The organism is Methylobacterium persicinum, assembly GCF_022179525.1.
In the GTDB taxonomy this organism is placed as follows: Bacteria; Pseudomonadota; Alphaproteobacteria; order Rhizobiales; family Beijerinckiaceae; genus Methylobacterium; species Methylobacterium persicinum.
Genome location: NZ_BPQX01000014.1, coordinates 60,607 through 83,357 on the forward strand (window position 1 = coordinate 60,607; position 22,751 = coordinate 83,357).

The following is a 22,751-nucleotide window of genomic DNA, read 5'->3' on the forward strand; positions in this document are numbered from 1 at the left end:
CGCTGACCCGGTCCTCAGCGGTTGGCCGGAGCCCCTGGATTGGCCGGTGCAGGCGCGCCCGGGGCGGGCGTGACTGGAGGCGTGGGGGCCGTGGAAGCCGGCGGCGGGGTCGGCGCGGCCGGCGGCGGCGGGGGCTTGGGCGTTTCGGCCTTCTGGTCGTTGCAGCCGGCGAGCAGCAGGAGGCCGGCGAAGGGCAAGAGCGTGCGGAACTTCATGGCGGAGTCTCCTCGGTCCTCCGAAACGCGCCGGAACCGGAGAGGGTTCGCCCCGCCGGTCGCATTGGCGATCCCGCGCGCAGCCGTTACAGCGGTCGTCATCCCCCGCAGGACCCTCGAGCCGGCCCCGAACACAGCCGCATGCCAGACGCGCCAAACCAGGCCGCCCCCGATCAGCGCTTGAACCGCCTGATCGTCCGCGACTTCCGCAACCATGCCGATTTCGACCTGAAGCCCGACGCGCGCCTCGTGGCCCTGGTCGGCGAGAACGGGGCCGGCAAGACCAACCTGCTCGAGGCCATCTCGCTCTTCGCCCCTGGTCGCGGCCTGCGCCGGGCGGAGTTCTCCGCCATGCCCCGCAACGGGGGACCGGGGGGCTTCGCGGTCTCGCTCACCCTCGACCGGGACGGGGCCGAGCGCCGCCTCGGGACCGGGCTGGAACCCCCGGGACCGGATGGCCGGGTAAGCCGCCTGTGCCGGGTCGATGGCGCGCCGGCCTCCTCGCCCGTCGCGTTCAGCGAGTTCTTCCGGGTGGTCTGGCTGACCCCCGATTTCGACGCCCTTTTCCGCGGCCCGGCCGGCGACCGCCGCCGGTTCCTCGACCGATTGGTCCTTGCCGTCGATGCCGGCCACGGGGCGCGGGTCTCGGCGCTGGAGCGGGCTCTCCGCTCCCGCAACCGCCTGCTGGACGAGCCCGGCCAGGACGACCGCTGGCTCGACGCGATCGAGCGGGAGATCGCGGAGCTCGGCGTCGCCGTGGCCCTGGCGCGCCGGGAGACGGTGGAACGCCTCGACCGGCTGATCGCCGAGAACCGCGACGACGCGCAACCCTTCCCCTGGGCCTCCGTGCGTCTCGAAGGCGACCTCGACGACCTCGTGGCGGTCTGGCCGGCCATCGAGGCTGAGGACCGGTTCCGCCTCGCCCTCCGCAACGGCCGGCACCGGGACCGGGCCGCCGGCCGCACCCTCACCGGCCCGCAGACGACCGACCTCGTGGTCCGCCACGGTCCCAAGGACGTGCCCGCCGGCACCGCCTCGACGGGGGAGCAGAAGGCCCTGCTCATCGGCCTCGTCCTCGCCCATGCGCGGCTGGTGCGGGCGATGAGCGGCATCGCCCCGGCGATCCTCCTCGACGAGGTCGCCGCGCATCTCGACCCCCGCCGCAGGCTCGGCCTGTTCGAGGCCCTCGACGCCCTGTCCGGTCAGGTCTGGATGACCGGCACCGATCCGGAAGCCTTCGCACCGGCCGGCGCGATGATCGAGACCGTCAGGATCGGGCGGTGAGCAGGCGGCACCCGGCCGCCCTTCCCGGATCGCCCGACCGCACCACATCAGCCGCGTCACTCACGGAACCGACGACCCGATGGCCAAGCCAGTCCACAGCATGATCCGCGTCCGCGACGAGGCGCGCTCCCGCGATTACTATTCCCGCGCCTTCGGCCTGGAGCCGGCCGACCGTTTCGACTTCCCGGACTTCACCCTGCTCTACCTGCGCGACCCGTCCTCGCCCTTCGAGCTGGAACTGACGGTGAACAAGGACCGGGAGAAGCCCTACGAGATGGGCGACGGCTACGGTCACCTCGCCTTCGTCGTCGAGGACCTTCAGGCCGAGCATGCCAAACACAAGGAGGCGGGTTTCACCGTCACCGACGTGAAGACCCTGAAGCACGGCGACACTCCGCTCGCGACCTTCTTCTTCGCCACCGACCCGGACGGCTACAAGATCGAGGTCATCCAGCGTGGCGGCCGCTTCTCGTAAGCCATTCCCGCACAACCCGTTTCACAGTCCAGCTTCAGGTCCCATGCGAGACACCACGCGTATCGTCTGCATCCGCCACGGGGAATCGACCTTCAACGCCGCCCACCGGGCCACGGGGGTCGATCCCAACCATCGCGATGCGCGGCTCACCCCCAGGGGCGAGGAGCAGGCCCGGGCGGCCCGGGCACGCCTGCGGGACATCCCGTTCGACCTCGTCGTGGTCTCGCCCCTGACCCGGGCGATCCAGACCGCGGCGCTGGCCTTCGAGGGCCATCCGAGGGAGCCGCGGATCCTCGTCGAGGTCCTGCACCGGGAGTGCCAGGAGAGCAGCTGTGACGTCGGCCGGGCGGCTTCGGAGCTGGCGGCGGAATTCCCGCATCTGGATGTCGGGCACCTGCCGGAGGTGTGGTGGCACGCCGAGGAGGGCGCCGACCTGACCTTCGGCCTGCCGATCGAGCCCCGCCCCCTGTTCGACCGCCGGGTCGCCGGCTTCCGGGACTGGCTCCGGGCCCGGCCGGAGCGGACCATTGCCGTGGTGGGCCACGGGACGTTCTTCTACCACCTCACCGGCACGTTCCTGGAGAACTGCGCCACGATCGAGCTCGACCTCGACGCCAAGACAGTGGCGGCGTGAGCGCAACGCCCGCTCCCCCTCTGCGGGGGGGAGCGCAGCGAAGCAATCCAGGGCAGCGGGACGCCTCGGGACGGGGCGCATCCCTAGATTGCTTCGCTACGCCCGCAAGGACGGTGAAGCGGTTCGGGACTTTCCCGACTGCCCCTACATCCCTCCGCCGTCGACGGTGATCGTCTCGCCGGTGATGTAGGCCGCCGCGGCCAGGAAGAAGATCGCCTCGGCGATGTCCTCGGGCTTCGCCAAGCGGCCGAGCATGGTGCGCTCCACCGTGGCGGCCTTGCGCTCCGGGGGCCAGGCGGCGGTCCAGGGGGTCTCGACGAGACCCGGTGCGACGGCGTTGACACGGATCTGCGGCGCCAGGGCCAAGGCGAGGCTCCGGGTGAGGTTGATGAGCCCCGCCTTGCTCGCCGAGTAGGCGATGGACGACCCCCTCCGGCCGAGCCCCGCCACCGAGGCGGTGTTGACGATGGCGCCGCGGCTGTCCCGCAGGGCGTCGGCCGCCGCGTGGGCGCAGCGGAATGGCCCGACGAGGTTGGTCGAGAGGATCGTCTCCCAGAACGCCTCGGTCATGGCGTCGAGGTTCTCGAACGCGATGGGGGCGGTGGTGCCCGACGTGCCGGCATTGTTGACGAGCACATCCAGGCCGCCGAGCCGGGCGATGCCCTCCGCGACCATCGCCTCCGCCTCCCCCGGGCGCGAGACGTCGCCGGAAAGGGGCATGACCGCGAGACCCTCGTCCGCCAGCGCCTGCGCGATGGCGGGCCCGCGGTCGTCGTCGGGGAGGTGGTTGAGGGCGACCGTCGCGCCGTTACGGGCGAACTGGGTAACGGTGGCGAGCCCGATGCCGGAGGAGGCACCGGTGACGAGCACCCGCTTGCCCGAGAGATCTGCGCCGATCATGTCCCCTCCATCCGGCCGATCCCGGCCATCGCCTTCTTGAGCGCCAGCAGCTTGCGGTCACGCTCGCGGAAAAGGTCGGCCGGGTCCCGGCCGCCCCAGTCGAAATAGCCCTGTCCCGCCATCACCCCCGTTCGCCCACGGTCGCAGAGGTCGTCCAGGGTCTCGGAACGGGTGCGGGCCTGCGGCGGTGCGTAGGAGCCGTTGGCCAGGGCCCGCCGGGTCAGGTCGAGCCCGGTGAAGTCGGCCTTGGCGAGGTGGCCGAGGATCGGGATACGCAGGGACAGGCCGTGGATGATCGCCTCGTCGATCTCCCTGGGCGTGGCGTAGCCTTCATCGAGGAGGTGGAACACCTCGGCGCTGATCGCCTGCTGGATGCGGTTGGCGATGTAGCCCGGCACGAAGCGCTTCAGCACGACCGGCTTCTGCCCGAGCCCGCTGACGAGGTCGGCCATCGCTGCGATCACCGCCGGATCGGTTCCGGGGCCGGGCACGACGTCCACGAGATCGATGATGTAGGGCGGCGTGTACCAGTGCATCACCAGGGCCCGGCTCTGGCGCCGCTCGGGGATCAGCGGGAAGACGTCGAGGTAGCTCGTGTTGCTGGCGATGATCGCGTCGGGGGCGCAGAGCCGGTCGAGTTCGGCGAAGAGGGCCTGCTTGGCTTGCGGGTTCTCGGTGATCGCCTCGATCACGAGGCCCGCACCCTCCACCGTGGCGGGCAGTTCCGCCTCGATCTGTACCGCGCCGGCGAGGCGGTGTTCGTCCCAGCCGTCGGGGGCGGCACCGGCATCCCGCAGCGTGGCCAGCGCCGAGGCCATCAGGCCGTGAACGGCGTCCCGGGTCTCGGCCCGGGTGTCGGTGATCCGCACCCCGTGCCCGGCCAGCGCCAGCACCAGGGCGATCCCGTGCCCCATCAGCCCGCCGCCGACGATTGCGATCTCCATTCGGAAGTCCTTTCCGTTTCGCTCTTCAGGGGTCGCCACGCACCGCCGTCATTGCTTCACGTCGCTCGCAATGACGGGAGGGGCTGCGATCCATCATCAGACGGTGGCGATGGGGGTGGCGGGCGAGCCGACTGCGCCGGGCAGGCGCAGGGGCGGCGCGGTGAGCAGGAAACGATTGCGGCCCTTCGCCCGGAGCCAGTCGGCAAGGGGGGTCAGGTGCCACAATTCACCGAGGTTCACCCCGAGCTTGAACAGGCAGTGCTCATGGAGCGGCAGGATGGCGCAGCAATCCCCCCGCGCCGGCCCGGCGGGATAGGTTTCGACGGCGTAGTTGTCCGCGATGAGGGCGACGATGCCCGACCGAGTGATCCAGTCGAGGATGCCGGGGTCGCGCCCGTCGAGCCCGGCGCAAAGGTTGTGCACGAGGGTCGGGTCCGGTGTGCCGTCCATCGCCAGGAGCCGCTCGGCGAAGCCGGTATGCAGGCAGACCATGTCGCCCGCCTCCACCGAAACCCCGTCCGCCTCCATGATCCGGGCTAGCGTCTCCCAGCCCACGGACGTCCTCGCGTCGCCGAGATGGGCGCGCAGGTCGATCATCACCGCCCTGCCCTGCATCCCGGCCTCGGCGAGGCGCTCGATGCCGAGACGCTTGGCCCGGGAGGGGCTGTCCGCCTCCGCGGCGCTGCTGGGGCCGACGATGTCCCGGCCACCGCGGAAGCCGTTGTAGAAGGTCGGGCCTTTCCCGCTTCCGTCGACATCGTAGAGCGAGCCGACATGGGCGAGGGAATCCCATTGCGTCGAATATTGCAGGTGGATCACGGCGAGGTCGTCGCAGATGACGTCGCTCGCCCCCTCGACCTCCTCGCAGACGAGGAAGTTCGTCACCGGCTTGCCGTTGGCCCGCTTGGTGGGGGTGATCTTCGGCGGGTGGCGACGGGAATTGAGGACGTTGCCCCCTGGCCTGTCGAGGGGCATGCTCAGGCAGAAGGTCAGGCCCTCGCGCACCTCGGCGACGCCTTGCAGCACCTTCTGCGGCGTCAGCAGGTTGAGGCGCCCCCGCTCGTCGTCGGGGCCGAAATCGCCCCAGGTCGAGCCCTCCGGCCGCCGCGTCCAGCGCGGGTTCATCGGCTGTCCTCCCTCACGCGCCGTCTCACGCGGCGTCGAGTCAGGTTCGCCCGGCCGGATGGTCGCGGCAAGGGGCGGGAACGGGCGAACCGTGACGTTGCGCGGCTGCCCTCTCACCGCCTGCGGGGATCGTCGCGATCCTCGTCAGGCGGGAAGAGCGGACGGCCGGCGGGGAGCCACCCGCCGGCCGTCCCCTTACTGCATCGTCGGCGCGAGCTTCTTGACGCTCTGCACGTCGTCACCGAGCCACGCCGCGTTCTTGGCGGTGCCGTCGAAGGTCGCGCTGGTCTTGAAGAGTTCGTACTTGCCTTCCAGGGCATAGGGCTTCGAGCGGGAGAGGAGCTCGGCCACCTTGGCCTTGTCCATCGGCTGGAAGGTCTTCACGGCCTCGAACGCCTGATCGAGGTCGCGCTGGCTCTGCATACCTGTGATCACCACCGAGACCGGCAGGTTCAGGGAGAAGTGCAGGTACTCGATCGGCTTGATCGGCGCGTCCGACTTCAGGATCACCCCGTCGCCGAAGGTCTTCATGGCGAGCGGCGCGATGCCCTCGCGGACGAGGTGCGGCAGCACGAGGTGGCTGAACGAGCGGAAATGCGCGTCCATCACGTTGACCGGCATCTGGCAGGAATCGAAGTGGAAGCCCCGCTCCTGCGCCACGGCGAGCATCTGCAGGTGGATGCGCGGATCCTTGTGGCCGGTGAAGCCGATGTAGCGCAGCTTGCCCTGCTTCTTGGCCTCCATGAAGCCTTCCATGGCGCCGCCCTCGGCGAAGACCCGATCCGGATCGTCGAAGCGCAGGATCTCGTGGTGTTGGACGAGGTCGATGTGATCGGTGCGCAGGCGCAGGAGCGACTGGTCGATCTGCTTGAGCGCCTCTTCCTTGGTCCGCCCGTCCATCTTGGACATCAGGAAGACCTTGTTGCGATAGCCGTCCTGCGACAGGGCCGCGCCCATGCGGAGTTCGGAGCGGCCGTCGTTGTAGTCCCAGCAATTGTCCATGAAGGTGATGCCGCGGTCGATCCCTTCGTGGATCAGCCGGGTCGCCTCGTCGTCGGTGACGGCGCTCTTGCCGAGGTGGAACCCGCCCATGCCGATGGCCGAGATCTTCTCATCGGTCTTGCCGAAGGTCCGATAGAGCATCTCGCCCCGGCGCTCGCCGGGATCGGTGATGAGGGGCAGGTCGGCCGGGTCCTGCGGCCGCGTGTTGGGCAGTCCGGGGTCGCTCACGGCCGCCCCCGCAGGGCTGGCTGCGGCGAGGCCGGCGCCAAGGGCCGCCCCTTTAAGAAAATCACGGCGTTCCATGTCCGTCTCCGTGGGATGTGCTGATTCATCGGGACGCTCCGGTCTCTGGGAGCATCAACGGCCACCGGCCGTCATCGTTCGGCACGGCCGGCGAGGCGCTCGGCCGCGTACAGGAGGCGCAGGGCCGCGCAGGCCGCCCCGTACCCGTTGTCGATGTTGACGACGGTGATGCCCGGTGCGCAGCTCGCCAGCACCGAGTTCAACGCCGTGTGGCCGCCGGCCGAAACCCCGTAGCCGACGGAGGTCGGCACGGCGATGATCGGCCCGGCCACGAGGCCGCCGACGACGCTGGGCAGCGCCGCATCCATGCCCGCCGCCACGATGACGACGGCGTGGGCGCGGATCTCCTCCACGCGCTGCGTCAGCCGCCACAGGCCGGCGACCCCGACATCGGCGACGAGGGTCGCCCCCCGCCCCTGGTAGTGCAGGGTCCGCAGGGCCTCCCGGGCGACGGGGACGTCCGACGTGCCCGCCGCCACGACGGCCACGGCGGGGGGACCCTCCACCGGGCGAGCCTCGCCGAAGAAGGCGGTGCGGGAAACGGGGCAGTAATCGAGGGCACGGCGATGGTGGCCCGGCAGGGCGTCGAGTTTCTCGGCATCCAGCCGGGTCAGCAGGAAACGGGCGCCACGCTCCGCGGCCGCATCGAGGATCGCGTCGATCTGCTGCGCCGACTTGCCGGCACAATAGATGGCTTCCTCCAGCCCGATCCGTTCGGCCCGGCCGAAGTCGAGGGTGATCTCGTCCTTGGCGCTCATGCGGCATCTCCCGTGAGGAAGGCGCTGCCGACCCGGTAGGGCTGGAACCGCACGCCGTGCGCCGCGAGGTCCGCAGGCGCGGCCGCGGCGATCCGCTTCACGAGATCGTCCCGCTGCGGACCGGCCAGGGCCTCCAGGCTCGTCGGATCGAGCTCGATCACCACCCCTGCCGCCCGGACCCGGCAGCGCACCGCACGGCGGGCGCTGCCCGGCCCGAGGGCGCCGCCCACCATGACTTCCACCGCGTGGATGAAGGCCAGCGTCTCGGGTTCGATCCGCAGGCCGGTCTCGACCCGGCTCGACAGGCAGGGCGCCGAGGGCAGTTCCGCCACCTCGCCGAGGCCGAGCTCCCGGGCCAGCGCCCGCACCGCCGCCTTGTCGAGGCCCGCTTCGACATAGGGGTGGCGTACCCCGTGCTCCCGGGCGGCATCGAGGCCGGGCCGGTACTCGCCGAGATCGTTCAGGTTGGCGCCGGAGACGATCTGCCGGTCCGTCACCTTACGGATCGTCCCGTAGAGGTTGGTCTTGCAGAAGAAGCAGCGGTTCACCGGGTTGGCCCGGTAGCGGGCATCGGCGAACTCGCCGGCTTCCACCACCTGCAGCGCCCATCCCTCCCGGGTGGCCTCGGCGCGCACCCGGGACGTCGCCTCACCGGGCACGGCGGGCGAGGCGGCATGGACCATCTCCGCGCCGCGCCCGAGGATCCGGTGGCTGAGGGCCGCCAGCGTGAGGCTGTCCACGCCGCCGCTGACGGCGACGGCCAAGGGGCCGATCTCCCGCAGGACGCCTTCGAGTGTGTCGCGGGCGGAGCCGGTCATTCCTTGCCTCCCCGTTCGAGGGCGATGCGCTCGGCCGCCCGGCGCAGGCGGGCGCGGGCGGCGTGATCCTCGCCGGCCAGGGCGTCGTCGGCCTCGGCCTTCGCCGTGGGCCCGCCCGGCCGGGCGACGGTCTTGACCCGGACCTCGCGGCCCTCGGCCGCGACGGTCACGCTCTCCCGCGGCAGGGCGATGCCGGCTTCGATGCGGTAACGCAGGCCGATGGTCGTGGTCTCCCGGAAGCAGGCCTCGATGGCCGCCTCGACACTCCCGGCGCGGGCGAGCACCCGGACATGGGTCGTCATCCGCCCCTTCTTTCCGAAGGCCGGCATCTGCACCACGTCGAGGACGTCGCCATGGGCGCGGATGCGGTCGAGGCCCTGGGCGAGATCCTCCGCGGTCTGGTCATCCACCTCGAACTCGACGACGCCGATGTCCCGGCGGCCCGCCCGGGGCGCGGCCACCTCGCCTTCGTCGAAGGCCAGGACCCGCAGACAGTTGCTGATCCCCGGCAGGGTCTTGGTGCCGAAGCCCGTCCCCGTCCGCTGCAGCACCCGCGCGCCGGTCGGCTGGGCGGCGCCGTGGCACAGGTGCCGGAGGATCGCCGCACCCGTGGGCGTGATCCGCTCGCCCTGGATGCCGTCGTCGATCATCGCGAACCCGTCGAGGAGGAGCGCGGTGGCCGGGGCCGGTACCGGCAGCGGACCGTGCTGCGTCCGCACGCGGCCGCCCCCCAGCGGCAGTGCCGAGACCGTCCAGGCTGTGGGCTTCAGGGCCGCCGCGAGATGGGCGGCGGCGACGATGTCCGCAATCGAATCCCAGGCGCCGACCTCATGGAAGGCCACCTCATCCACCGGGATGCCGTGAACCCGCGCCTCGGCCTCGGCGAGGTGCCCGAAGATCGCCAGGGCGTGGTGGGCCACATCGGGGGCGAGATCGGCCCGGGTCAGGCCCTGCCGGATCCCCGACCAGTGCCGATGGCCGTGGCGGGCGTGATCGTGAGGAGCGTGATCGTGGTGATGCCCATGATCGTGCCCGTGATCATCGTGCCCATGATCGTGGCGGCCATGATCGTGGTGGTGCGCGTGTTCGTGATGCCGGGGTCCGTTCTCCTCGGCGGGCTTGCCGTCGCGGGTCACCTTGAAGCGGCGGCCGGTCAGGATGCCGTCGGAATGGGCCGCGAGGGTGCAAACGGTGCCTTCCGCAGCTTCCGGGGCTGCCTTCCGCAGGGCGGCGCGCACGCTTCGGGCCACGCCGGCCTCATGGTCCGGGAAGGCATCGAGGAGGGCGGCGACGACCATGTCGCCGGCGACCCCGCCCAGGGCATCGAAGTGGATCTGCATCGTGACGGAAGCTAGGGCGCAATCCGGCGCCGGGGAGCGCGACATCGGGCTCGGGCCGGTGGCGGCAAGCCGGCCGGGACAGGAGGTCGCGGATGGTCCCCGTCAGGCCCGGGCATGCTCCGAGACGGCCCGGCCGAAGGCCTCGATCAACGGCCGGTTGATCGGGCTCGCGGCAGTGTCGTACTCGGCATGCCATTGCACCCCGAGGGCGAAGCCCGGCGCCTCGGCGATGCGGATCGCCTCGATCGTCCCATCCTCGGCGATGCCTTCGGCCACCACCCGGTCGCCCAGGGAACGGATGCCCTGGCCGTGGAGGGAGTTCACGCGGATCCGGTCCCGACCGATGAGATCGGCGAAGACGCCGCCCGGCGTCAGGCGGACCTCGTGCCGCTCGGCGAAGACCACGTCCGGATCAGGATGGATCTGCCCGTCGGGCAACCGCGGCATCCGGTGGTTGAGACGGCCTGGAATGTCGCGGATCTCGGGATCGAGGCTGCCGCCGAAGGCGACATTGATTTCCTGAAAGCCACGGCAGATGCCGAAGATCGGAACGCCCCGGGCCACGCAGGCTTCCACCAGGGGCAGGGCGAGGGCGTCCCGGGCCTCGTCGTAGGGCTCGTAGACGGGGGCCGGCGGCACCCCGAACCGCCGGGGATGGATGTTGGCGCGGCCCCCGGGGAGCAGCACGCCATGCACCGTGTCGAGGAGGTCACCGATCCCCGTCACCGTGGGGCAGGCGGCGAAGATCAGGGGCAGGACGCCGGCGACCTCCGCGAGGGAGCGGAGATTGTTCATGCCCACGACCTGGGCCGGAAATCGGTCGTCGAGCAGGCGCGCATTGCCTATGACGCCGATTGCTGGCCTTGCCATTCGCGCCCACCACTCCCAGACCTGTATTCGTTATACACAAGGTAGGGGTTCGGTACCTCGGGCGCCAGCCCCCATTCTCATACGATCCCGAGCAGGCCGGCCTCCTCGATCAGGATCTCCGCCACGCGCTCGGGCGCTTCCTCGTGGGCGAGATGGCCGAGTCCACGCACGAGGGCGACCCGCGCGTCGGGCAGCCGGTCGCGCAGGGTAAAGGCGGTGTCCGGCAGGATCGCCTTGTCGTCGCCGCCGACGATCAGCAGGGTGCGCAGCCCAAGCCGGGGCAGGTCCCTGTGCAGGCGGTCGAGGTCCCAGTTCGCCATCATGCCGAGCGCCCCCCGGACATGGCCTGTCCGGGCGAAGAGCCGGCGGTAGAGGTCGAGGCCGGCGGGGTCGAGGCGCGAGCCCGTCCCCTCGATGAGGCGGCGGACGGCGGCCCGGTCGGCGGTCCAGGCGAAGATCCGCGGGGTGAACGGGTTGAGGAACAGCAGCCGCGCGATGCTAGGAAACAGGAGGTTCGCCGCGCCGGGAAAGGGGGCCAGCGCGCCGTTGAACGCGACGAGCAGCCGCGGGGTGACGAGACCGTCGAGGCACATGCGCGCCAGAACCGCCGCCCCGGCGGAATGGCCGGCCACGACGGCCGGGGCGAGGCCGAGGGCCGTGACCAGGGCCGCCACGGCCTTGGCCATGCCCGGCAGGGAGAGGTCGCCGGCGGGCAGCGGATCGGTGAAGCCGTGGCCCGGCAGATCCGGGGCGATCACCCGGAACCGCTCCGCCGGCAGCGGCGCCAACCCGCGCCAGGAATGGGTCGCCGCCCCCGTGCCGTGCAGCAGCAGCAGGACCGGAGCGCCGACATCCCCGAATTCCTGGATGTGCCATGTGAGGCCGCCCGCCGGCACAAAGCGGCTCGCCGCCCGGTGCGGCCAATCCCGGCCGTCGGTGTTCCAGTCGGGCCGGTCGGGGTGGTCGAAGCTCAGCAAGGGGGCCTCGTCGTCTTCAAAGCTTGGGGCATCGCCTCGACCGCTGGGTGAGGGGTGGAGCCTTCGCGGCGGATAAGGCAACGGACGCCCCGCCGCCGGCCTTCGGCACTGCAACAACGACCGGGAGCCGGGACCCCGTCGGCGTCGGAAGGGTGGAAAGCGGCGCCGATCGGAGCGCTATTCTTCATACCCTGAAGTATTTCGTAAGACACGATAAATCCATGCGGAAACCGCATGTCACGCGTGTCGCCGCCGTCCTTGTTGCAGTGCGGGAGGCAGGGCATGGTCCCGGTCCTCAAGAACACGACGGATCCCCACCTCAGGAGTAGGCCATGATACCTCTCATCCCCACGGCCGAGACCGCCGGCACGCCGTTCGCCGGCTGGAATTTCCCCGCGATCGTCCGCGGGATGCTCCAGTCCTGGATCTCGCATCACCAGCGCCTCGCCAAGGCCGGCATCGGCGGCGATCTCTGAGCGTCTCACCGTAGCGCCTTCGCGGCGGCGCCGATGGCGCTGCCATCGCTCCGCGGGAGGGCAAGGTAGCGGGCGGCCATCGCCTCGGCCAGGGTCCTGGCTCCCCCACCCCGGGCGCCCGTATCCACGACGAGGACCGGAAGCCCCGCTTGCCTGATGGCGCGGGCCGCCTGAAGGGCTTCGTCTCCGGCCCTGGCCCGTCCCCCCTCCCCGCTGCGGGCGACATTGGCACGCCCGTCGGTCAGGACGACGACGACTGGGTTGCCGCCGCCCCGGCGGACGGTGGCCGCCACCGATAGGGCGGCGTCGAGGCCGGCTGCGAGGGGCGTACCGCCTCCGCCCGGAAGACCGGCGAGGCCGCGCTTGGCCCGGGTCAGGGACCGGGTCGGCGGTAGAACGAGGTCGGCCCCCCTGCCCCGGAAGGCCACAAGGGCGACCCTGTCGCGGCGGATATAGGCCTCGGCCAGCAGGCTTTCGACGGCGCCTTTCGCCTCCGCGAGCCGCTCCCGGGCGGCCGACCCCGAAGCATCCACACAGAAGACCGTCGTCGTCTCCACGCGGCGGCGCAGCCTGCGGATGCGCAGGTCGTCCCGGCGGATCCGCAGGCCGCCCTGTGCCGCACCGGCCGGGTCCGCTGACCGGCGCAGGCCCTGCCAGGGGGCCGCGGCGCGCAGGGTCGCCAGAAGGTCGAGGCGGTGGCGCCGGGGATCGCCGGGGCGGCTGCCCACCGGACGGCCGGTCCGTGACACCGCCTCGGGCTTGCCGCCCCGTCCCGCCTTGGCCTCCGACCGTCTCGGCCCTCCTGCCAGGAGCGCGTCGAGCAGGTGCGGGGGGATGGCGGCGCGGACCGCGTCCAGGACCTGATCCTCCGGTGTCGCCGGCAGATCGGACCCGTCGTCCGCGGGGGAAGGCTGTTGCGCCTCGCCCTCCTGGGGCGGCTCGGGTGGGGGGGCGGCTTCGGGAAGGCGCTCCGCGCGGGGGGCGAGGACCAGCCTCGCGGCGTTCAGGATCGCGCGCCCGGCATCCTCGGGGGCAAGGGCCCGGGCCACCCGCAGGGCGAGAATGGACGCCCGGGGCGACGCGATGCCGAACGCGTCCGCCAGAGCACAGAGCGTGGCGACAGGATCCTCCCCGGCGGCCGCCCCCGGTTCCGCGACGGACAGGTCGGGATCCGGTGCCGCGGCCAGATGCGGCGGGATATTGTCGAGGGCGATGCGGAAGGCCAGCCGGTCGGCCAGGGCGGTGGGAACCCCTTCGTCACCCTGGCCCTCGTCGAGGAGGACGAGGCCGAACCGCGCGGGCGTGCCCCCGGGGCCGGCACGCCCGGTATCGAGGGCCGCGGCGAGGCGGGCGGCGGTGGCGGGTTCGAGGCGCTCGGCCATGGGGACGACGATCACCCCGCCCTCCGCCCGGGCGAGGAGGCCGGCCTGCCGGACGGGACGCCCCGCCGCCAGCGTCGCCGGAAGGTCGAGGCCCCCGAGGAGCGCGTCGTCCGCGATCCCCGGCGGCATCCGGCAGATGGCGCGTCCGGGGCCCAGGGCAGACCGCAGCCGTTCGAGCCACGCGTCCCGGACGGGACCGGGCCCGGCGCGGACCACCACGCCGCCGAAACCGTGGGGATCGTCGGCGAATAGCCGGAGGGCGAGGAGCGCGTCGGCCCACACCGGGGCGCCTCCTTCCCCGCTGACGGGTGGGGATGGAGGGCGATCCGGTACCGCCGTCACGAAAACACCTCGGCCAGCGCCCGCTCCACCCGCGCCGTCGAACCCGACTCGTCGAGGGGGTTGCGGCGCAGGCGGTGGCGGAGCGCGGCCGGGGCGATGCGGAGGAGATGGTCGTTGGTCACCCTGCCGGCGCCGTCGAGGGCGGCCAGCGCCCGCGCCGTGCGCATCAGGGTCAGCTCGCCGCGCAGGCCGTCGGTGCCCAGGGCGAGGCAGAGGCGGGCCGCCTGTTCCAGAGCGTCGTCGGGCACGGACACGCCGGGAAGCCGCTTGCGGGCCGCCTCGATCCGCTTGCGGGTGGCCGCATCGTCCTTCGCATGGGTGGCGCAGAAGCCCTCCGGATCGCGCTCGTAGGCATCGCGCGCCCGGACGACGGCGATGCGGGTGGCGATGTCTTTGGGGGTGGCGACCTCGCAGGCCAGCCCGAATCTGTCGAGGAGCTGCGGGCGCAGCTCACCCTCCTCCGGGTTACCGGAGCCGACGAGGACGAACCGTGCCGGATGGCGCAGGGACAGGCCCTCCCGCTCGACCGTATTGATGCCGGATGCCGCCACATCGAGGAGCAGGTCCACGAGGTGGTCCTCCAGCAGGTTCACCTCGTCGATGTAGAGGAAGCCGCGGTTGGCCCGGGCGAGCAGCCCCGGCTCGAAGGCCTTCACCCCGGCGCCCAGTGCCCGTTCGAGGTCGAGGGTGCCCACCACCCGGTCCTCGGTGGCGCCCAGCGGCAGGTCCACCACCGGCACCGGCTTCTTCTGGGATTTCCGCGGGCCGCCCTGTGCGCAGTGCGGGCAGAGGTCCGCCGGGCTCGCGGGATCGCAATTATAGGGGCAGCCCGCCACCGCCGCCATCGGCGGCAGCAGGGCGGCCAGCGCCCGGATGGCCGTGGACTTGCCCGTTCCCCGGTCGCCGAAGACGAGCACGCCGCCGATCGTCGGATCCACCGCCGCGATCAGCAGCGCTTGGCGCATCTCGTCCTGGCCGACGATGGCCGAGAAGGGAAAGGGGGGCACGGATACGCTCAAGGTTGAAGGGCGACCTCGCTCCCGTCGTCGCCCTCATCCTGAGAGTCTGACCGAGAAGACAGCGATTCTCCCGCACTCGACCTCATCCTGAGGTGCCGGAGCGGAGCGGAGGCCTCGAAGGAGGCTTCCAGGGATCGCAGTGCCTTCTGGAGCCCTCCTTCGAGGCCGCTTCGCGGCACCTCAGGATGAGGGGGATTGATGGGAGTGATCGGCTTTTCGGTCAGGCTCCTTCGAGGCCCGCTGGCGTGGGCACCTCAGGATGAGGACGAGGATGGGACGACGGGTAAGCCTACTCCGCCGCCTTCTGCCGGAGGCCGATGCGGCCCCAGATCGTGGTGAGGGCATCGACGAGGCGGCCGATATCCTCGTCCGTGTGCAGGGGCGAGGGCGTGATGCGCAGGCGCTCGGTGCCCCGGGCGACCGTGGGGTAGTTGATCGGCTGCACGTAGATGCCGAACTCGTCCAGCAGCGTGTCCGAGATCCCCTTGCACAGCACCGGGTCGCAGACCATCACTGGGACGATGTGGCTGTCGTTGGGCATGGTCGGGATGTCGGCGGCATCCAGGGCCGCGCGGACCTTCGCCACACGCTCCTGATGCCGGGCGCGCTCGGCTTCGCTGCTCTTCAGGTGGCGGATCGAGGCCGCCGCCCCCGCCGCCACGGCCGGCGGCAGGGAGGTGGTGAAGATGAAGCCGGAGGCGAAGCTGCGGACGAAGTCGCAGAGCTTCTCGGAGGCGGTGATGTAGCCGCCATGGACGGCGAAGGCCTTGCCGAGAGTCCCCTCGATCACGTCGAGGCGGTGGGCGACGCCGTCCCGCTCCGAGATGCCGCCGCCGCGTTGGCCGTAGAGGCCGACCGCGTGGACTTCATCGAGGTAGGTCAGCGCGCCGTGCTTCTCGGCCACGTCGCAGATCTCGCCGATCGGCGCGATGTCGCCGTCCATCGAGTAGACCGATTCGAAGGCGACCAGCTTCGGCCGGGCGGGGTCCACCAGGGCGAGCTTGCGGTCGAGATCCTCCGGGTCGTTGTGGCGGAAGATGTGCCGCTCGGCCCGGCTGAAGCGGATGCCCTCGATCATCGAGGCGTGGTTCTCCGAATCGGAGAACACGGCGCAGTTCGGAAGGCGCGAGGCGAGGGTGCCGAGGGCGGCCCAGTTCGACACGTAGCCGGAGGTGAAGAGGAGGGCGGCTTCCTTGCGGTGCAGGTCGGCGAGTTCCCGCTCCAGCAGCACATGGTAGTGGTTCGTGCCGGAGATGTTGCGGGTGCCCCCGGCCCCGGCGCCGCAGCGGTCGAGGGCCTCGTGCATGGCCTCCAGCACGCTCGGGTGCTGGCCCATGCCGAGATAGTCGTTCGAGCACCACACCGTCACCGGCCGGGTGCCGCCCCCGTGATGGTGGGTGGCATGGGGGAAGCGGCCGGCGTGGCGCTCCAGATCCGTGAAGACCCGGTAGCGCCCCTCCCGGTGGAGACCGGCGATCTCAGCGCCGAAGAAGGCTTCGTAATCCATTCCCCTACTCCCCGGCTCCCGCAGGTTGGCCCCGCTTGTGCCTTAACATCCGCCCGATCAAGAATTCGCATGCGACGAATTCCAAATCGAGCGGCGCACGGCTTCGCCTGAGCGAAAACCGTGCATGGTGGATCAATCTGGGGCGCCGCGCGCCCCGTCGAGGCTCCGGCCCGGCAGGCTCCACCGCCAGAGGGCGGCGGACGGCAGGGGAAGCATCAGAAACCAGTGCTCCAGAGTCGCCAGCGCCATCAGGGTGGCGAGGACGGTGAAGCCGATCAGCTCGTGCGCCAGCACCTCGTCCGCCAGGGCCGCGCGCCCGAGCAGGGCCGCCGCTCCGGTGCCGAGGGTGACGGACAGGGGGAAGAGCCGGTTCATCGGCGCCCGCGTCAGGTAGCAGGCGAGGTAGCCGAGATGGTCCGGCAGGAACTCGGCGTGCAGGTTGCGCACCCCGAGGAACAGGTTGAGCCTCGCCGACAGGTTCATCACCACCAGGGTGCCGTAGGTCCACAGGGCGAACTTGTTCGGCTGGCCCCAGACGAGGGCCAGGATCGCGAGCCCGCCGATGACGATGGCGAATTCGTGCCACAGGCTGGTGGCGAGCGCCGCGAAGAACCGCTCGCTCCCCCGGCAGGAAGGGGGGCAGGCCACCGGCCGCGGGCCGGAGATGAAGCCCATGTAGTAGCTCATCTCCTGCCAGCCCCAGACGACGAGGGCCGCGGTGAAGGCCGTGTAGGCGCCGTTCCCGCTCGCGTCCCCGGCGCTCGCCCGCACGGCAACAAGGGCGGCCGCCAGAAGTAGCGTCGCCGCCGCCATGCTCCACGGATGGGTGCGGCGCGGGGCATGGTCCAGGAGCAGGATCAGCCCGGTGGAGAACCACCAGAGCAGAACCGCATAGACCACCGGGGCGGCATAGGTCGCCATCCTACCACACCGGCTCGAGGCGGATGTCGGCGGGAAGGGCGTTGGCCTTCACCGGCAGGACATAGAGGCGGACGAAGGTCAGCGCGGCCCCCACGGCATGGGCGCCCTGGGCGAGCTTACCCATCAGGCCGCCCTTGGCCTTAGCCGCGGCGATACCCCGGGAATGGGCGAGCAGCGTGTCGAGCCCGGCCCGGAACTTCGGGTTGTCGATATCGAGCTCCAGGGGGAAGGTCTGCTTCGAGATCTCGGAGGTGATGCGGAAGACCTTATAGTCGTAGTCGGTCGGATCGACGCCGAGCGCCGCGTGGAAGGCCGGGCGATGATGGTCGCGGACATACATCGTCGCGAAGACCGCGAGCAGGAAGAAGCGGATCCAGTAGCGGTTGAGGCCGCTCGTCAGCTTCGGGTTCGCCCGCATGAGCAGGGCGAAGGCTTCGCCGTGGCGGAACTCGTCGTTGCACCACTTCTCGAACCACTTGAAGATCGGGTGGATCCGCCGCTCCGGGTGCTTCTCCAGTTCCCGGTAGATCGTGATGTAGCGGGCGTAGCCGATCTTCTCCGACAGGTATGTGGCGTAGAAGATGAACTTCGGCCGGAAGAACGTATACTTCTTGGTCTTCGTCAGGAAGCCGAGGTCCACACCGATGCCGAAATCCTTCAGCGTATCGTTGATGAAGCCGGCGTGCCGGGCCTCGTCGCGGCTCATCAGGCCGAAGAGTTCCTTGATGTCCTTGTTCTTGGCGCGCTTCCTCATCTCCGCGTAGAGGACGCAGCCCGAGAACTCCGCGGTGATCGAGGAGACGAGGAAGTCCAGGAATTCCTTGCGCAGGGCCGGCTCCATGCCGGACAGGTCGCAGTCGAATTCCTCGTTGCGCGTGAAGTGGCGCTTGTTCGGGTCCGCCTTCAGTTCCGCGATCAGCACGTCCCAGTCCCGGCGGACCGGCTCGACATCCGTGCGATCCAGTTCGGCGAAATCGGTCGTGTAGAAGCGCGGCGACAGGAAGGTCGTCTCCTGGGCGGCCTTCGTCGACTCGTTGACGGGTTGCTTCGGCAGCGGTTGGACGGGAGCGTTCACAGCGTCCTCCTTTCCGAAAAACTGACTTCGTAGAGTTCGGTCAATTCGAGATGGGCGATCAGCTTGGTCCAGGCGCGCTCCAGCGCGCCGGCGCGGGTGACCGTTGCGGTCCGTCGCACGGTGAGGCGCTCGCCGTAGGGCACCTCGGTCGGGGCATCGTGGACCTGCACCTCGTCACCGGGCGCGATGTCGAACCCGGCATCGAGGGTGACGTGCGCGTGCAGGCTCTCGGGCGTGTGCTCGATCTCGATCGTGCAGGGCACGGTGACCGTGCGGGAGCCGGGCCAACCCATCAGCGAGTCTCCGTCGCGGGTTTGCCCTGCTCGGCCTCGCCCGCCCCGGGGACGCCCGGCCCCGGCAGCAGCCGGGCGAAGGCCTGGGCGTTGGTCGATCCGAAGGCTTCCAAGGGCACATGCCGGCCGGTGGCCTCGTCGGCGAGGTCGAGGCGTCCGTCGTCGTAGCGGGTCAGGCTGAAGGGCGCCTCGCGGCCGAGCCCGTCCCGCTGCCGGGCCTGGGCCAGCCCCCGGAGGGTCCCGCGCAGGAAGCCGTCCTCGGCGGGGCGGATCCAGGTCACGATCTTTTGGCTGGCGGCGTCGCGCAGGGCGATCGATCCGTCGGCCTGGTCCTCCGCCCGGAAATCGAGCCGCGCCAGCGCCTTGGCCGGGGGCAATTGCGTCAGCCCGACGCCCTCGCCCCGGCCGATGGCCACGGCGAGCATCGTGAAGCCGATGAGCGCTCCCGCGCCGATCAGAAGCAGTGCCGGAACCGGTCCGGCGGCACGCTCGCGGATCGCTTCGCCCATCGCGTCCTCCCTATTCCGCCGCCACGAGGCGGGGGGCCGTTTGCGACGGCCGCGCGACCACCACCGGCATGGCCGGCGCCGAGGCATCTGCATAGGCCCCGAGGGCCTGTGCCAGGAGCCGGGCGACCGACTCGGCGTCCGGCACGGACCGGAGCATGGGCTCGGTGCGCGACAGATGCCAGGGCCGGGCGTGGGGCCAGAGTTGAAGGTAGGCGATCCGGAGGCCCGACTGCAACCGCAGCGGGATGTCGCCGGTCCCGTCGGAGAAGGCGCGCAGGGCTCCGCTCTCCAGTTCGGCAAAGGGGATGTTGCGCGTCACCGACAGGGCGATGCCCGTATGGAGCACGACCCGCCGGTCGGTGACGGTGTAGACGCTGGTGCGGTGGGTGAGCCACGCCAGCACCCAGAGCAGCAAGAGGCCGGCGGCTCCGGCGAGGAGCACGGCCGCCGCATGCATCGCGGCCAGCCCCGGGGACCCGGCGCCCGCGGCGAAGACGCACGCCCAGGCTGCGAACCAGAGGGTCACGGCGCGGGCGTGGAACACCCGCACGAACACGCCGGCGGTCGTCGGCGCGCCCTGCCACAGGAGGCGTTCGCCCCGGGGCAAGGGGCCGGGCAGCCCACGCGGGGTGCCCTCGGGGAGGAAATCGCCGCTCACAGGAGTGGCTCCGCCCGCTTCGGTGTGGCGTAGAGGGTGCCCGCGCCGAAGTACGACATGATCCGTTCCTCCTCCAGGAAGGTCACGGCGTCGGGGTTCCTCGTGACGGGGATCCCCGCGAACTGGGCCGCCATCAGCGCCTCGGACTTCACCGTCCGGGTGAAGCGGCCGGCGCGGCAGAATACGGAGGGCATCAGCCGTCTGCCGCCGTCGGGAAGCTCGACCTCGTAGTAGCGCACGAGGGACTCGCCCCGGTCGACCCACAGGTCGGCGACCACGCCGGCCACGGCGTTGTCCGTTCCGAAGACCGTCATGCCGATGGGGTTCGGGCCGAGTTCATGGACGACGAAGTTCGTGGCGACCCGCAGGGGCACCATCCGGTCCTCGCCCTCCCAGGTCTTGTCGGTGACGTCGTGGCGGATGACGTAGGAGCCGGGCCCGACGCCGGCGGCCAGGGAGCCCTCCGTCCGCTCGTAGGGGGCGCCGGGCCAGGGCTCGACCTTCCGGGCCGGGATGCCGGTCTCGATGTCCCGGCGGCTCTGCATCGCCTGCGGCGCAAAGGTGGTCTCGCCACCGGGCAGGTGGAACGCCTTGGACGGCGGGATCAGGAAGGCGTTGTGCGAATGACGAAGGCCGACGGCCTCGTCCTCGAGGGGGTAGCCTTCGCGCCGGTCCTCCCGGCGCAGGTAGAAGACCAACCCAGCAAAGAACAGGAAGAACGCGTAGAGCACGACCTGCGCGACATCGACGTATCCGGTCAAGGCACCCGTTGGCATGTGATCCTCCCCTGGCGTCTCAGGCGGTTCGTTCGACGAGGCGGCGGCGTTCCGTGCTTCGCACCAGCGGCCCGAGAGCCACGAGGGCAGCGAAGAGCAGCGCGATCTCGATGTGGTAGACGATGAGGTAGCCGATGGCCGGCTCGTTCATTCCCTCGCCGAGGATGCCCGTCTGCGCGATGGCCGCGCCCACGTCCCGGACGATGCCGCTCGCGGCGATGGAGAGCCCGGCGGCGGTGGCCTGCACCGCCCCCCAGGCGCCGAGGGCGAGGCCCGTATCTTCCGGCCCCGCCTTGTCCATGGAGGCGGTGAGCGTGCCGTGGGCGAACAATCCGCCCCCGAGGCCGATCAGGCTGACGCCGACCGCGAACAGGTTCTGCGACGCGAGCGGCGCGGCGAAGACCACCGCTGAGAAGGCGAGGATCCCGATGCCGGCTCCCGCGGCCGAGACCCGGAACGGGTCGCCGCCCCGATTCAGCCAGCGGGCGGCCATGAGCAGGCCGAGCGCCCCGCCGGCCGCCAGCATCGCGGTGAGCGCGGTGGTGGCGCCGACCGGCAGGTGCAGGATCTGCCCGCCATAGGGTTCGAGCAGGATGTCCTGCATCGAGAAGCCCGCCGTGCCGAGGCCGATCGCCACGAGCCGCCGCCGGGCGTGGCCCTGGCCGGCATAGGCGTCCCAGGATTCCTTGAAGCTGTGGCGCGGTGCCTCGCGGCTCCGGTGGGGATCCCGGGGCTCCTGCTTCCACAGGGCGAGGCCGTTCAGCACGATGGTGACGAGGGCCGCGCCCTGGATCACCTGGATCAGCCGCACCTGCGAGAAGTTCGCCAGCGCCAAGCCGAACAGCAGCGCGCTCGCCATCATGCCGACGAGCAGGGCCGCGCAGAGCAGGGCCACCACCTTCGGCCGGGCATGGGCCGGGGCGAGGTCGGTGGCGAGCGCCAGCCCGACGGTCTGGGTGGTGTGGAGACCCGCCCCCACGAGGAGGAAGGCGAGCGCCGCCGCCACGTCGCCCACCCAAAGGGGCCCGGTGGTGTCCCCCGACAGGATCAGCAGGGCGAAGGGCATGATCGCCAGCCCGCCGAACTGCAGCAGGGTGCCGAACCAGATGTAGGGCACCCGCCGCCAGCCGAGCACCGAGCGGTGCGTGTCCGAGCGGAATCCGACGAGGGCGCGCAGCGGTGCAAAGACGAGGGGCAGTGACAGCATCACCGCCACGATCCAAGCGGGCACGCCGAGTTCGACGATCATCACCCGGTTGAGGGTGCCGATCAGCAGCACCGCGGCCATGCCGACCGTGACCTGGAACAGGGCGAGGCGCATGAGCCGCCCCATCGGCAGCTCAACGGTCGCCGCATCCGCGAAGGGCAGGATCGACGGGGTGAGGCGCATCAGGCTGCGGGTAAGGTTCATCGCGAACCTCCCCGCAGGCGGGGAGAGGGGGACACGCGCGTCAGCGCCACGGCGTTCGACAGATAGAACCCGCTGTTCACTCGGTGGCTCTTCGCCCAGGTGAACCCATCGAGCGCCGCTTCCGAGGCGATGCGGCGCTTCAGGCTACGCTCCGTCACCGGCACGATGGCCGGCGAGCGGTCGCCACGGGGGAACAGCTTCCCGGCCGCATGCATCACGGTCAGCAGGGCGGTGCGCGGCGCCACGGTGAACAGCACCGATCCGTCCGTGCGTTCGGCGAGGCGCCCGAGGGCGCGGGCAATGTCGGCGGATTGGTAGTGGATCAGCGAATCCATCGCGACCACATGCTCGAATCGGCCGAGCGCCGGATCGAGCATATCGCCCACCCGGAAATCGATGCGCCCTCCCCCCGTGATGGCCGGCAGCCGCTCCTGCGCCAGCCCGATCAGCGTCGGCGACACGTCGATGGCGACGACCTCCGCCCCGCGCTTGGCCGCCTCGACCGAGAGCGCCCCCGTGCCGCAGCCGGCATCCAGAAGGCGAAGGCCGGTCATATCGGCGGGCAGCCAGGACAGCAGAGTGGCGCGCATGGCGTCCCTGCCGGCCCGCACCGTCGCACGGACCTTGCTGACCGGCGCGTCGGAGGTCAGGCGCGACCACGCCTCGACCGCGGTGCGGTCGAAGTAGGTGGTGAGTTCGCCCCGGCGGGCGTCGTAGCTGGCGCTGGCCATCGGTCG

At 71.1% G+C, this 22,751-nt stretch carries 25 protein-coding genes; 4 read left to right on the forward strand and 21 right to left on the reverse strand.

Translation table 11 applies throughout. The features are described 5' to 3' along the window. Window positions 1-14: 14 nt before the first annotated feature. Entirely contained in the window at window positions 15-215 is a 201-nt protein-coding gene (locus MFF22_RS04905) for a hypothetical protein (protein WP_238247824.1), read from the reverse strand. A gap of 141 nt (window positions 216-356) precedes the next feature. Between MFF22_RS04905 and recF the strand changes: the two genes are divergently transcribed. The 3 genes from recF (at window position 357) to MFF22_RS04920 (ending at window position 2,608) form a co-directional block, all read left to right on the forward strand. After that, window positions 357-1,499, forward strand: coding sequence for a DNA replication/repair protein RecF (gene recF / locus MFF22_RS04910; RefSeq protein WP_238247826.1), 1,143 nt, complete (start codon window positions 357-359; stop codon window positions 1,497-1,499). A gap of 79 nt (window positions 1,500-1,578) precedes the next feature. Then, complete coding sequence (locus tag MFF22_RS04915; protein ID WP_238247828.1) at window positions 1,579-1,974, forward strand: VOC family protein; 396 nt, start codon at window positions 1,579-1,581, stop codon at window positions 1,972-1,974. A gap of 43 nt (window positions 1,975-2,017) precedes the next feature. After that, window positions 2,018-2,608: a histidine phosphatase family protein gene (locus MFF22_RS04920; RefSeq protein ID WP_238247830.1), complete on the forward strand. Its 591-nt coding sequence runs from the start codon at window positions 2,018-2,020 to the stop codon at window positions 2,606-2,608. A gap of 144 nt (window positions 2,609-2,752) precedes the next feature. On the opposite strand, the gene MFF22_RS04925 is transcribed toward MFF22_RS04920, so the two are convergent. The 9 genes from MFF22_RS04925 to bchO form a co-directional block, all read right to left on the reverse strand. Next, a complete protein-coding gene (locus tag MFF22_RS04925) occupies window positions 2,753-3,508 on the reverse strand; it encodes an SDR family NAD(P)-dependent oxidoreductase (RefSeq protein ID WP_238247832.1) in 756 nt (251 codons plus the stop codon). Further along, window positions 3,505-4,452: a 3-hydroxyacyl-CoA dehydrogenase family protein gene (locus tag MFF22_RS04930; RefSeq protein WP_238247833.1), complete on the reverse strand. Its 948-nt coding sequence runs from the start codon at window positions 4,450-4,452 to the stop codon at window positions 3,505-3,507. The genes MFF22_RS04925 and MFF22_RS04930 overlap by 4 nt, the downstream gene beginning before the upstream one ends. Window positions 4,453-4,548: 96 nt before the next feature. After that, the gene (locus MFF22_RS04935; protein ID WP_238247834.1) at window positions 4,549-5,577 is read right to left on the reverse strand and encodes a cyclase family protein; all 1,029 of its coding nucleotides are present in this window, start codon (window positions 5,575-5,577) and stop codon (window positions 4,549-4,551) included. Window positions 5,578-5,772: 195 nt separating this feature from the next. Beyond that, window positions 5,773-6,882 carry an aldo/keto reductase gene (locus MFF22_RS04940; RefSeq protein WP_238247835.1) on the reverse strand — a complete coding sequence of 370 codons (1,110 nt, stop codon included), beginning with the start codon at window positions 6,880-6,882 and terminating at the stop codon, window positions 5,773-5,775. 71 nt (window positions 6,883-6,953) lie between these two features. Beyond that, window positions 6,954-7,640: a nickel pincer cofactor biosynthesis protein LarB gene (larB, locus tag MFF22_RS04945; RefSeq protein ID WP_238247836.1), complete on the reverse strand. Its 687-nt coding sequence runs from the start codon at window positions 7,638-7,640 to the stop codon at window positions 6,954-6,956. Then, entirely contained in the window at window positions 7,637-8,458 is an 822-nt protein-coding gene (larE, locus tag MFF22_RS04950; RefSeq protein ID WP_238247837.1) for an ATP-dependent sacrificial sulfur transferase LarE, read from the reverse strand. The genes larB and larE overlap by 4 nt, the downstream gene beginning before the upstream one ends. After that, complete coding sequence (gene larC, locus MFF22_RS04955) at window positions 8,455-9,798, reverse strand: nickel pincer cofactor biosynthesis protein LarC (RefSeq protein ID WP_238248026.1); 1,344 nt, start codon at window positions 9,796-9,798, stop codon at window positions 8,455-8,457. Before larC ends, larE begins: the two co-directional genes overlap by 4 nt. Window positions 9,799-9,900: 102 nt before the next feature. Continuing rightward, entirely contained in the window at window positions 9,901-10,668 is a 768-nt protein-coding gene (locus tag MFF22_RS04960; protein WP_238247838.1) for a gamma-glutamyl-gamma-aminobutyrate hydrolase family protein, read from the reverse strand. Between the two features lie 77 nt (window positions 10,669-10,745). Beyond that, the gene (gene bchO / locus MFF22_RS04965; RefSeq protein ID WP_238247839.1) at window positions 10,746-11,645 is read right to left on the reverse strand and encodes an alpha/beta fold hydrolase BchO; all 900 of its coding nucleotides are present in this window, start codon (window positions 11,643-11,645) and stop codon (window positions 10,746-10,748) included. 332 nt (window positions 11,646-11,977) lie between these two features. Between bchO and MFF22_RS04970 the strand changes: the two genes are divergently transcribed. Beyond that, window positions 11,978-12,121, forward strand: a complete 144-nt coding sequence (locus tag MFF22_RS04970) for a hypothetical protein (RefSeq protein WP_238247841.1) — start codon at window positions 11,978-11,980, stop codon at window positions 12,119-12,121. Between the two features lie 5 nt (window positions 12,122-12,126). Here the strand turns inward: MFF22_RS04970 and MFF22_RS04975 are convergent, their stop codons facing one another. From MFF22_RS04975 to bchM, 11 genes are all read right to left on the reverse strand, one after another. Further along, window positions 12,127-13,785: a magnesium chelatase subunit D gene (locus MFF22_RS04975; RefSeq protein ID WP_238247843.1), complete on the reverse strand. Its 1,659-nt coding sequence runs from the start codon at window positions 13,783-13,785 to the stop codon at window positions 12,127-12,129. Between the two features lie 56 nt (window positions 13,786-13,841). Further along, window positions 13,842-14,852, reverse strand: a complete 1,011-nt coding sequence (gene bchI, locus MFF22_RS04980; RefSeq protein ID WP_238247845.1) for a magnesium chelatase ATPase subunit I — start codon at window positions 14,850-14,852, stop codon at window positions 13,842-13,844. A gap of 301 nt (window positions 14,853-15,153) precedes the next feature. Beyond that, window positions 15,154-16,371, reverse strand: a complete 1,218-nt coding sequence (gene hemA / locus MFF22_RS04985) for a 5-aminolevulinate synthase (protein ID WP_238247848.1) — start codon at window positions 16,369-16,371, stop codon at window positions 15,154-15,156. A gap of 132 nt (window positions 16,372-16,503) precedes the next feature. After that, complete coding sequence (gene puhE, locus MFF22_RS04990) at window positions 16,504-17,292, reverse strand: putative photosynthetic complex assembly protein PuhE (RefSeq protein WP_238247851.1); 789 nt, start codon at window positions 17,290-17,292, stop codon at window positions 16,504-16,506. Between the two features lies 1 nt (window position 17,293). Then, window positions 17,294-18,346 (reverse strand): magnesium-protoporphyrin IX monomethyl ester (oxidative) cyclase, encoded by a 1,053-nt coding sequence (gene acsF / locus MFF22_RS04995; RefSeq protein ID WP_370877560.1) that lies wholly within the window; start codon window positions 18,344-18,346, stop codon window positions 17,294-17,296. Window positions 18,347-18,363: 17 nt separating this feature from the next. Next, a complete protein-coding gene (locus MFF22_RS05000) occupies window positions 18,364-18,660 on the reverse strand; it encodes an O2-dependent cyclase accessory protein (protein ID WP_238247854.1) in 297 nt (98 codons plus the stop codon). Continuing rightward, entirely contained in the window at window positions 18,660-19,169 is a 510-nt protein-coding gene (gene puhC, locus MFF22_RS05005; protein ID WP_238247855.1) for a photosynthetic complex assembly protein PuhC, read from the reverse strand. The genes MFF22_RS05000 and puhC overlap by 1 nt, the downstream gene beginning before the upstream one ends. Window positions 19,170-19,179: 10 nt before the next feature. After that, a complete protein-coding gene (gene puhB / locus MFF22_RS05010) occupies window positions 19,180-19,827 on the reverse strand; it encodes a photosynthetic complex putative assembly protein PuhB (protein WP_238247856.1) in 648 nt (215 codons plus the stop codon). After that, window positions 19,824-20,603 carry a photosynthetic reaction center subunit H gene (gene puhA, locus MFF22_RS05015; protein ID WP_238247857.1) on the reverse strand — a complete coding sequence of 260 codons (780 nt, stop codon included), beginning with the start codon at window positions 20,601-20,603 and terminating at the stop codon, window positions 19,824-19,826. The genes puhB and puhA overlap by 4 nt, the downstream gene beginning before the upstream one ends. 19 nt (window positions 20,604-20,622) lie before the next feature. Further along, window positions 20,623-22,014 (reverse strand): BCD family MFS transporter, encoded by a 1,392-nt coding sequence (locus MFF22_RS05020; RefSeq protein ID WP_238247858.1) that lies wholly within the window; start codon window positions 22,012-22,014, stop codon window positions 20,623-20,625. Continuing rightward, window positions 22,011-22,745 (reverse strand): magnesium protoporphyrin IX methyltransferase, encoded by a 735-nt coding sequence (gene bchM / locus MFF22_RS05025; RefSeq protein ID WP_238247859.1) that lies wholly within the window; start codon window positions 22,743-22,745, stop codon window positions 22,011-22,013. Before bchM ends, MFF22_RS05020 begins: the two co-directional genes overlap by 4 nt. Window positions 22,746-22,751: the final 6 nt, after the last annotated feature.

Excerpts from the sequence above, each read along its gene's own strand:
- MFF22_RS04905 (WP_238247824.1), bottom strand. The coding sequence starts at position 215 with ATGAAGTTCCGCACGCTCTTGCCCTTCGCCGGCCTCCTGCTGCTCGCC.
- recF (WP_238247826.1), top strand. The coding sequence starts at position 357 with ATGCCAGACGCGCCAAACCAGGCCGCCCCCGATCAGCGCTTGAACCGC.
- MFF22_RS04915 (WP_238247828.1), top strand. The coding sequence starts at position 1,579 with ATGGCCAAGCCAGTCCACAGCATGATCCGCGTCCGCGACGAGGCGCGC.
- MFF22_RS04920 (WP_238247830.1), top strand. The coding sequence starts at position 2,018 with ATGCGAGACACCACGCGTATCGTCTGCATCCGCCACGGGGAATCGACC.
- MFF22_RS04925 (WP_238247832.1), bottom strand. The coding sequence starts at position 3,508 with ATGATCGGCGCAGATCTCTCGGGCAAGCGGGTGCTCGTCACCGGTGCC.
- MFF22_RS04930 (WP_238247833.1), bottom strand. The coding sequence starts at position 4,452 with ATGGAGATCGCAATCGTCGGCGGCGGGCTGATGGGGCACGGGATCGCC.
- MFF22_RS04935 (WP_238247834.1), bottom strand. The coding sequence starts at position 5,577 with ATGAACCCGCGCTGGACGCGGCGGCCGGAGGGCTCGACCTGGGGCGAT.
- MFF22_RS04940 (WP_238247835.1), bottom strand. The coding sequence starts at position 6,882 with ATGGAACGCCGTGATTTTCTTAAAGGGGCGGCCCTTGGCGCCGGCCTC.
- larB (WP_238247836.1), bottom strand. The coding sequence starts at position 7,640 with ATGAGCGCCAAGGACGAGATCACCCTCGACTTCGGCCGGGCCGAACGG.
- larE (WP_238247837.1), bottom strand. The coding sequence starts at position 8,458 with ATGACCGGCTCCGCCCGCGACACACTCGAAGGCGTCCTGCGGGAGATC.
- larC (WP_238248026.1), bottom strand. The coding sequence starts at position 9,798 with ATGCAGATCCACTTCGATGCCCTGGGCGGGGTCGCCGGCGACATGGTC.
- MFF22_RS04960 (WP_238247838.1), bottom strand. The coding sequence starts at position 10,668 with ATGGCAAGGCCAGCAATCGGCGTCATAGGCAATGCGCGCCTGCTCGAC.
- MFF22_RS04970 (WP_238247841.1), top strand. The coding sequence starts at position 11,978 with ATGATACCTCTCATCCCCACGGCCGAGACCGCCGGCACGCCGTTCGCC.
- hemA (WP_238247848.1), bottom strand. The coding sequence starts at position 16,371 with ATGGATTACGAAGCCTTCTTCGGCGCTGAGATCGCCGGTCTCCACCGG.
- puhE (WP_238247851.1), bottom strand. The coding sequence starts at position 17,292 with ATGGCGACCTATGCCGCCCCGGTGGTCTATGCGGTTCTGCTCTGGTGG.
- MFF22_RS05000 (WP_238247854.1), bottom strand. The coding sequence starts at position 18,660 with ATGGGTTGGCCCGGCTCCCGCACGGTCACCGTGCCCTGCACGATCGAG.
- puhC (WP_238247855.1), bottom strand. The coding sequence starts at position 19,169 with ATGGGCGAAGCGATCCGCGAGCGTGCCGCCGGACCGGTTCCGGCACTG.
- puhA (WP_238247857.1), bottom strand. The coding sequence starts at position 20,603 with ATGCCAACGGGTGCCTTGACCGGATACGTCGATGTCGCGCAGGTCGTG.
- MFF22_RS05020 (WP_238247858.1), bottom strand. The coding sequence starts at position 22,014 with ATGAACCTTACCCGCAGCCTGATGCGCCTCACCCCGTCGATCCTGCCC.
- bchM (WP_238247859.1), bottom strand. The coding sequence starts at position 22,745 with ATGGCCAGCGCCAGCTACGACGCCCGCCGGGGCGAACTCACCACCTAC.